The 8,819-nt window shown below is 61.2% G+C and carries 8 protein-coding genes; 2 read left to right on the top strand and 6 right to left on the bottom strand.

The genetic code is table 11. The annotated features are described in order from the left end of the window. Positions 1–1,872, top strand: a 1,872-nt coding sequence (locus tag AC1D1P_RS08245; protein ID WP_477672646.1) for an ATP-binding response regulator, incomplete at its 5' end; no start/stop codon positions are given. Between the two features lie 32 nt (positions 1,873–1,904). After that, positions 1,905–4,052, top strand: a complete 2,148-nt coding sequence (locus AC1D1P_RS08240) for a response regulator (RefSeq protein ID WP_477672645.1) — start codon at positions 1,905–1,907, stop codon at positions 4,050–4,052. 251 nt (positions 4,053–4,303) lie between these two features. Here the strand turns inward: AC1D1P_RS08240 and AC1D1P_RS08235 are convergent, their stop codons facing one another. From AC1D1P_RS08235 to tmk, 6 genes are all read right to left on the bottom strand, one after another. Beyond that, complete coding sequence (locus AC1D1P_RS08235; protein WP_457280898.1) at positions 4,304–4,642, bottom strand: hypothetical protein; 339 nt, start codon at positions 4,640–4,642, stop codon at positions 4,304–4,306. A 146-nt stretch (positions 4,643–4,788) separates the two neighbouring features. Then, a complete protein-coding gene (locus tag AC1D1P_RS08230) occupies positions 4,789–5,460 on the bottom strand; it encodes an ankyrin repeat domain-containing protein (RefSeq protein ID WP_477672644.1) in 672 nt (223 codons plus the stop codon). Then, the gene (locus AC1D1P_RS08225; protein ID WP_457280896.1) at positions 5,457–6,254 is read right to left on the bottom strand and encodes a TatD family hydrolase; all 798 of its coding nucleotides are present in this window, start codon (positions 6,252–6,254) and stop codon (positions 5,457–5,459) included. Before AC1D1P_RS08225 ends, AC1D1P_RS08230 begins: the two co-directional genes overlap by 4 nt. A 118-nt stretch (positions 6,255–6,372) precedes the next feature. After that, positions 6,373–6,747: a PilZ domain-containing protein gene (locus AC1D1P_RS08220; RefSeq protein ID WP_457280895.1), complete on the bottom strand. Its 375-nt coding sequence runs from the start codon at positions 6,745–6,747 to the stop codon at positions 6,373–6,375. A 66-nt stretch (positions 6,748–6,813) separates the two neighbouring features. Next, a complete protein-coding gene (locus tag AC1D1P_RS08215) occupies positions 6,814–7,932 on the bottom strand; it encodes a DNA polymerase III subunit delta' (protein ID WP_477672643.1) in 1,119 nt (372 codons plus the stop codon). After that, positions 7,929–8,621 carry a dTMP kinase gene (gene tmk, locus AC1D1P_RS08210; protein WP_477672642.1) on the bottom strand — a complete coding sequence of 231 codons (693 nt, stop codon included), beginning with the start codon at positions 8,619–8,621 and terminating at the stop codon, positions 7,929–7,931. Before tmk ends, AC1D1P_RS08215 begins: the two co-directional genes overlap by 4 nt. Positions 8,622–8,819 lie beyond the last annotated feature (198 nt).

Genomic DNA, 8,819 nt, shown 5'->3' with positions numbered 1-8,819 from the left:
GGCACGGTGGTGGTGGACGTGAACGAGCTGCGGCTGTCCGATCTGCAGATGTACGTCGAGCGCACTTTCCGCCATGTGGCCGAAGCCAAGAATGTGGATTTCCTGATCACTACCGGGCTGCAGTTGCCGGTTTCCATGGTGACCGACGTCAAGCGCCTGCAGCAAATTCTCAAAAACCTGTTGTCGAACGCCTTCAAATTTACGCACCAGGGTCATGTGGCCCTGGCGATAGAAGAAGCCTTTACCGGCTGGAGTCCGGACAACGAGGAACTCAACCGCGCGCAGCAGGTGCTGGCGTTTTCCGTCACTGACACAGGTATCGGTATTTCCGCCGACAAGCAGCAGATCATCTTTGAAGCCTTCCAGCAGGCTGACGGCAGTACCAGCCGCAAGTACGGCGGTACCGGTCTGGGTTTGGCCATCAGTCGCGAACTCTCGCGCCTGCTGGGCGGCGAAATACGCCTGTCCAGCGCGCCGGGAGAAGGCAGCAGCTTTGTGCTCTACCTGCCGCTGGTCTACGCTTCGACGCGCGTAGCGCGCAAACAGGGCAGCAGCGCCGAGCAGCGCTTCGAGCCGGCCGCGCCGATCAGCCGCCTGGGTTTCGAGAAGATGGAAGTCGCCTTCGATGATTCCGTTCTGTCTCTGGACACGCACTCTGCGGCCAATGAGGCTGCGGATGACCGGCACACCATCCAGCCTGGCGACTTTGTGCTCCTGATTGTGGAGAACGACCTGGCCTTTGCCAGCTTTTTGCTTGATGCCGCAAGGGCCAAGGGGTTCAAGGGCCTGGTGACGTCGCTGGGGGCCCGCGCCCTCACGCTTGCCGCCGAGTTCAAGCCTTCGGCCATCACGCTGGACATGCATCTTCCCGACATGGAGGGCTGGCGCGTGCTCGAGCGCATCAAGCAGGACTTCAGCGTCAGGCACATTCCGGTTTGCGTGATATCCACCGACGATTCCAAGGAGCGCGCCTATCGATCCGGCGCCATGGCATTCATCGAGAAACCGATTCCAGCCAAGGAAGTTCTCGACGAAATGCTGGATCAGCTGCACCGTTATGTGTCGCGCCCGGTGCGGCACGTGGTTGTTGCCCTGATGGACGAAGCGTTGCGTGCCGAGGTCACCGGCCTGCTGGGCGGCAGCCATGTTCAGTGCCTCGCGGTGCCGTCACTGGCGGACGTCAAACCCGAGGACTTCGCTCGCTTCGAATGCGCCGTGATTGATGAGGCGTCACTGGCGAACGGGTTCGACCGCTTGCGAAATGCCTCGCCCGCAACCTCGGTGCTCGGGCCGCTGCAGATGGTGGTCTGGCGTGAAGGCATGATCGATGCGCAGCTTCAGCCTGCTTGGCAGTCACACGACGGCTATTTTTTCCGCGAAGCCAGGTCTGTCCCCCGGGTGATAGACCTGGCCCTGCATGCCCTGCATGTAAGCGAGGCGCGCATGACGGACAGGCAGCGCAGCACCTTGCGAAACTTCCACGATGCCAACAAGTCACTCGCGGGAAAAAGGGTACTGATCGTCGACGATGACATGCGCAATATCTTCGCTCTGGCCACCGTGCTGGAGGGGGAGGGCATGGACATCGTCTGGGCTGACAACGGCCACGACGCCATTGCCAAAGTTGCCTCCGATCCGCAGCTCAGCGTGGTACTGATGGACATCATGATGCCGGTGATGGACGGGCTGGTCACCATGCAGGAGATTCGCAAGCTGCCGGCCGGCAAGACCTTGCCCATGATCGCGGTCACGRCCAAAGCCATGAAGGGAGACCGCGAGAAATGCATAGAGGCCGGCGCCTGGGACTACCTCTCCAAGCCCGTCAATACGGAAAACCTGCTGGCCGTGCTGCGTGCCTGGTTGCCCCGGTGAGTGCCGTCCTCATGCCGCAGGAGCCGGCAAACATGCTGAATCCGGACCTGGTCAACATCCTGATCGTCGACGACCTGCCGGAGAAGCATGTTGTCATGAACAGCATCCTGGAAGAACTGGGGCAAAACATCGTCAGCGCCCGCTCGGGCCGGGAGGCTCTGCGCCTCATCCTGCAGATGGAGTTTGCGGTCATCCTGCTGGACGTCAACATGCCCGACCTCGACGGGCTGGAGACCGCCAGCATGATCCGGCAGTACAAGAAGACAGCGCAAACGCCCATTGTTTTCATCACGGCCTATGTGGACGAGGAACAGGCCGCCAAGGGTTACGCGCTGGGCGCGGTGGACTACATCTCGTCGCCCGTCGTGCCTGGGGTGTTGCGCTCCAAGGTCAAGGTTTTCGTCGACCTGCACCGCATGAACCGGCAGCTTCAGCAACAGGCCGTCGAGCGCGAGGCGCTGGCGCGGTCCGAGGCGGCACGCACCGCTGCAGAGGATGCCACGCGGCGCGCCGCCTTCCTGTCGGATGCCAGCCAACGCCTGTCCATGTCCCTTAATATCGATGCCACTGCCCAAGCGCTGGCGGATATCGCCGTACCGGACCTTGGCGCCATGGCGGCCGTCGCCTTGCTGGACAGCCATGGCGAACTGCACTGTCGCTGCCTCAAGATTGCGGGTGGCCCGGATCCCTCCGCGGGCCCTGTCGTACTCGAATGCCATCGCGAGTTGAGCGCCTCCATGGCGGCGACGGTCCGCAGCGCCATGCTCTCGCGGAAGATAGCGTTTCTGCCCGCAACGGAATTGTGCGCGGCGTCGACGGCCTCCGCGGCAGCCCCGCAGCCTGCCTGGCCGGAGCTGCCGGCGGACCATGAGGAGATGGCTATTTGTCCGCTGGTCGCGCGTGAGCAGATGCTGGGCGCACTCATCCTGTTCGGCAAGGCCGGCGGTTTTGCGCAGGCGGACGCCGCCCTGCTCAGCGAGGTGGTGGGCCGTGCCTCTATTGCAATGGAAAACGCCAGACTCTATACGCTGGTTCAGGAAGCGGATCGCCGCAAGAACGAGTTCCTTGCCATGCTGGCGCACGAGCTCAGGAATCCGCTGGCTCCGATCAGGAACGCAGTGCACATCATTCACAGTTCCCATGTGGTCAACCCGAAAGTTGCATGGGCGCGTGATGTCATTGCACGGCAGGTCGATCACATGTCACGAATGATCGATGATCTTCTGGACGTCTCGCGGATCGTCAGGGGCAAGGTGACGGTTCACATGGAGCCGGTCCTGCTCTCGACATTGTGCGAGCATGCAGTGGAGGCCAGCAGCCCGCTGCTGGCAGCCAGGAATCAGGAATTGACTGTCCGTCTTCCAGCTGAAGCCGTGGTGCTCCAGGGCGATTTGGTGCGCTTGTCGCAAGTACTTTCCAACCTGCTGAACAATGCCTCCAAGTTCACGGATCAGCATGGAAAGATCGAGCTGAACGCTTCGCTGCAGGAGGAGGGCGTCACCCTGTTCGTATCAGACAACGGCCAGGGCATTGAGCCCGAATTCCTGCCGCATGTATTCGACCTCTTTGCCCAGGGCGATCAGGCTCTGGACCGCGCGCAAGGCGGCCTGGGTATCGGCTTGACRCTGGTCAAGCATTTGGTCGAGTTGCACAACGGCAAAGTAGAGGCTTATAGCGAAGGCAAAGGCATGGGAAGCCGGATATCCCTTTATTTTCCGGCGAGGATTTCAGACAACGATGTCGGTCTTCCTGTGGCGGCTGCGCCGGCGGCCGCCAAACCGGCGGCCACTGTTCCCCGGAAAATCCTTGTCGTCGACGATTTATCCGCTTCCGCAGAAACGCTGCAAGTGTTGCTGGAACTGGAAGGTTTTAACGTGAGGATCGCGAATGATGGCGCGTCAGCGCTCAATATCGCCCAGGAATTCGTGCCGGACGTGGTCATCCTCGACATCGGTTTGCCCGGCCTGGACGGTTTTGAAGTTGCTCGCCAGCTGCGCAGCCGCCCGGAATCGAAAACAACGCTGCTGATTGCCTTGACCGGCTACGGCGAAGCCGAAAGCCGGTTGCGCTCCCAACAAGCGGGTTTTGACCATCATGTGGTGAAACCCGCAGACATCGATTCACTCCTGGCGATGGTGAGTCAGTCGCGAGTGGAAACAAAGGCTATGGGCGAACAATAGCTAGATAGGCAAGTCGAAGAGGGATGGGGCGAAAAGCGTGCTTAGCCAAAGGCGGCTACCACTCTGATCGCTCATATTTATTACTTAACATAATACATATCGTAGAACATTACGGGTGCCGCAAAGGTATCTTTGCCTCGCCGATCACATGAGGCCTGCGAAGTGAAGCGCACCGCACGCCTCAATGGGTGATGTTTTTCAGCAGTTCGCTGCGTAGCCTGCTTCAAACTAAAGCGGCGTACTGCTCGTGCTCATTTCGTCTGGGAATCGAGCGCGCGTTCGCGCTGGGCGCGCGTCATCTGACGTGCTTGCCTGGGAGCGGGTGCGGCCGATACAAGCGCGACATTAGTGAGTTGCGGTACGGCACGGCGTACGTCTATCGATGGGCAATTGTTGCTCGTGTCAAAAATCAGATGGCCACTGGGAAAGACGGCGGGCAGCTTTTCGTGGATCTGGTAGCTCATGTCTATGGGCGGCGCCTCACCGGAATAAAGGATCTGGTTGCTGGGGTTATAAACGGTGTAGCACGCCATGGCTGGCGCGGCCAAGGCCGTTAAGGACAGCGCCATTGCGCATTTCAAAGAGGTCATGAGTTTCTCCTGCACGCTCCGGATCAGAGACGTGGCTTAAAGCATATGTCTTATGTGGGTTGCGTCAAGTCGGACGGCGCCGCCACATCGGACCACAACTTTCCCCTACCTCTCTTGAGATCAAATCTGGTGTCAGGCAGGTCGACTCACCAGGTTCCGGCAGGCCTTTTTGCGCGAATGGCTGCAACGATCGCTGCTGCGGCGTCAGGCCGGTTGCCTTGCTCGGCAAACTGCAAGGCTGTCAAACCCAGCTGGTTTTTGAGTTGCGGGTCGGCGCCCTCCTCCAGGAGAAGACGCACTGCTTCCGTGGTGCCATACATGGCGGCCATCATCAGCGGCGTGGTGCCGTTGGGAGACTCGGCATCAATATAGGCGCTATTTTCCAGCAGCAGGCTGATGATGCCCAGGTGCCCGCCGCTGGCGGCGTAATGCAGCGGCGTCCAGCCGGTCTTGTTGACGTCGGCGCCCTGTTTGACCAGCTTCTCAGCCAGAGCCTGATGGTTCTTGAGGGCAGCCAGCATGAGCGCGCTTTCGCCCTTGTCGTTGAGGGTGTTGACGTCGGTCTTGGGCCAGTCAACCAATACCTGCGCTACTCTGAGCGATGGCTCCTTCAGCGCGAGAAAGAGCCCACGCTCGCCTTTTGGGTCAGGTGTGTTGGGATCAAAACCCCGCTGCAGCAGTGCCTGAATAGTGCGGGGATCGTCACGCTTGACGGCGATGAAAAAATCATCGTACGACCCTGCATTTGCCGAAGAAATCCCATAAAAAACAACGGCAATAATTGCTTTCTTAAAGTAATTTATGAGGTTATTTTTCATGCTTTAACCCCGCTGAAAAGCTGCTCGAAATTGCGGCTTGTGGCCTCTGCAATGGCCTGGATGGGTTGTTGGGTGAGCTCCGCGATCTGCTTGGCCACCAGGGGAACATACGAAGGATTATTGGTTTTCCCGCGGTACGGCATGGGTGCGAGGTAGGGGCTGTCGGTCTCAATCAGCATGCGGTCCAGGGGGACAAATCGGGCCACCTCCCGCAAATCCGCCGCGTTCTTGAAGGTCAGGATGCCGGAAAAAGAGATGTAAAACCCGAGGTCAAGCGCAGCGCGAGCCACCGCCTGGGTTTCGGTAAAGCAGTGAAAAACTCCAGTGGCGCGGCCCGCTTCTCCAGCGCTACCGCCCTCCTCCTTCAACAAGGCGATGGTGTCGTCGGAAGCACTGCGGGTATGAATCACCAGGGGCTTGCCGGTCTGGCGAGCTGCCCGGATGTGCACGCGAAACCGCTCCCTCTGCCATTCCATGTCCGCTACGGTCCGGTCACCCAGCCGGTAATAGTCGAGCCCGGTCTCGCCAATGCCGACCACTTTGGGCAGGCTGGCGCGTGTCAGCAGGTCGTCCAGGCTGGGCTCCCGGACATCTTCGTTGTCGGGATGCACGCCGACGGTTGCCCAGAAATTGTCGTAGGCCGTGGCCAATCCATGAACAGTTTCGAACTCTTCCAGGGTAGTGCAGATGCACAGCGCCCGGTCAACCTGGGCGGCCTGCATGGCCTGGCGGATTTGCGGCAATTGGGCCTGAAGCTCCGGAAAGCTCAAATGGCAATGGGAGTCAGTGAACATCGCGGTACAAAGTTAGGTATCAAAAAAGGCTGCAAGCCTTATTGGTCTTGCGCAAGCAGCTATAAATACCATAGCAACCACGGCGCTTGCCGATGTGGCCGGCCGTGGCCAGCAGGGCCTAAATGGTCTGTGTGGGGCGGTCGGACGCCAAGTGGGCGCCGAGGATTTCTTCAATCTTGATCTTCAGGAGACGGGATTTATCGTCCGACGGGAACCGGACGCCGACGCCTTGCGTGCGGTTGCCGGCCGCCCTTGCGGGTGTGACCCAGGCCACTTTGCCGGCCACCGGATAGCGCTGCGTATCTTCGGGAAGCGTCAGCAGGACGTAGACGTCGTCGCCCAGCTTGTAGTCGCGTGCAGTCGGAATGAAAACGCCGCCTTCCGTGAACAAGGGAATGTAGGCGGCATAAAGCGCTGCTTTTTCCTTGATGGCCAGCTGGACAACGCTGGGGCGGGCGGTGGCGGCCGAACTGGCGGGCGGTGGTGTGCTCATGGCGCTAGTTTATCGGTTTGCCTGCGAAGGCGTCTGCAATTGCAGCATAAAAGAAACGGTTTGGGTTTATTTCGCATTCAGCGCTGTGCGGGCCCGGCTTACCAGCGATTCAAGCATCAGGCCCGGGTTGTAGGGGTGTTCCACCGTGCGGGCAATGGCCGCCAGCTCTTTGGACCAGCTTGCGAGGGCGTAAAGCCCGCCACCCGTCTTGCCGGCCGCAGCGGGAAGGGCCGCCGGAAGGTCGCCCGCGTGAAAAAACCGGGGCGCAGCGCCCATGCGCACCGCCAGTACGTCGTGGCAAAGCTTTTGCAGTGCATCCACAGCCTGCGCTGGCGCCCAGTCCGACAGCGCGCTCACGTCGCCGCGCGCCATGGYTTTGGGCAGGGCCTGCCAATGTTGGGCGGCTTCCGCGGGCGGATTGCTCTGTGCCCAGCTCAGCGCGTCGGCGGGTCGCCCGCCCGCGGCCACCAGCAAGGTTTGCAATTCGGCGGCTTTTGGCGCTGCCGCGGCTTTTTTGGTGTTACCGGCGCTGTCACCTGCCAGGGTGATTTCCTGCTGGAGCCAGCCCAGTGCCTGGCTGAAGTCCGGCCAGACCATGGTGTGGCCCAGGCACCGGCTCCGGATGGTGGGCAGCAACTGGTGCGCTGCCTCGGTGGCCAGGACGAACTTGACGGCTCCTGGAGGCTCTTCGAGTGTCTTGAGCAGGGTGTTGGCCGTGACGTTGTTCATGCGCTCGGCCGGGAACACCAGCACCACCTTGGTGGTGCCGCGTGACCGTGTGAACTGGGTGAAAGACACGGCTTCGCGCGCCGCATCGACCTTGATTTCCTTGCTGGGCTTGCGTTTCTTGCTGTCCAGGTCGTCCTGCGTCTTTTCGTCGAGCGGCCAGCCGAGCGCCAGCGACAGGGTTTCGGGCATCAGCATGCAAAGGTCCGCATGCGTGTGTACATCTACCGCGTGGCAACTGCCGCAGTGTCCGCAGGCACCCTGCGGCGTTGCTTCTTCGCAAAGCCAGGCCCGCGCCAGCGCCAGCGCCAGTTCAAACTGCCCCAGACCCGAGGGCCCGCTCAGGAGCCACGCATGGCCGCGCTGGGCCAGCAGGCTTTCAAGTTGCGCCTGGAGCCACGGCGCCAGGCGCGGATTGCTGGATTCGGCCGTCGCCGGCAAAGTATCCAGAACGCTCATGACAACCAGCCTTTGGCGATAAACACCTGCTGCACGGCCTGCCAGACTTCGTCGCGGCTTTTCGATGCGTCAATGCGGGCGAAACGTTCGGGGTGATTTTTCTGCCGGTCCGCGTAGCCTTGCGCCACGCGGCGGAAAAACGCCACCGGCTGAGCCTCGAATTTGTCGGGCAGGCGCGCGCCGGTCAGCCGCCGGGCCGCTTCTTCAGGCGCCAGGTCAAACCACACCGTCAAATGCGGCTCGATCACGGTTTCCACCTCGGGCTTCATGGGWGARTTGCCSGCGGGGTCGCCCAGCAGCCCTTCGTCGGATTGCACCCAACGCTCCAGGGTTGAGAGCAGCTTCAGGTCAAAACCGCGCCCTGCGCCCTGGTAGGCAAAGGTTGCGTCGGTAAAACGGTCGCACAGCACCACGTCACCGCGCAGCAGCGCCGGCGCAATCACATTGACGATGTGGTCACGCCGCGCGGCAAAGATCAGCAGCGCCTCTGTCAGCGGTTCCATGGCGTCGTTCAACACCATGGCACGCAGTTTTTCGGCCAGCGGCGTACCACCCGGTTCGCGTGTCAGCGTCACCGCCCTGCCCTCGGCCTTGAAGGCATCGGCCAGGCCGGCAATGTGCGTGGACTTGCCGGCGCCGTCTATGCCTTCGAAGCTGATGAAGAGGCCACTGAGAGGTCTGGTGCTCATGATCCCTTTCGGTCGAATGCGTGGCCGAAGTTGTGGTGCAAGCAGGGGCCGCGGAACCGGCTTTGCCGGGCCGCAGGCACAGCGGCCCCCGAGGGGCTGGAGCCCGCGGCTCCAAGCCTGCCTGCGCAGGCTTGGACGGGCGACAGAGGCGAAGCGTCTCGCGAGCCGCGGCCTGCAAGGCCTCGCGCATTACACGAA

Source organism: Polaromonas sp. P1_E1_2, assembly GCF_056406035.1.
The sequence above is the reverse complement of the archived record's forward strand: the minus strand, read 5'-3'. Positions and strand labels throughout refer to the sequence as shown.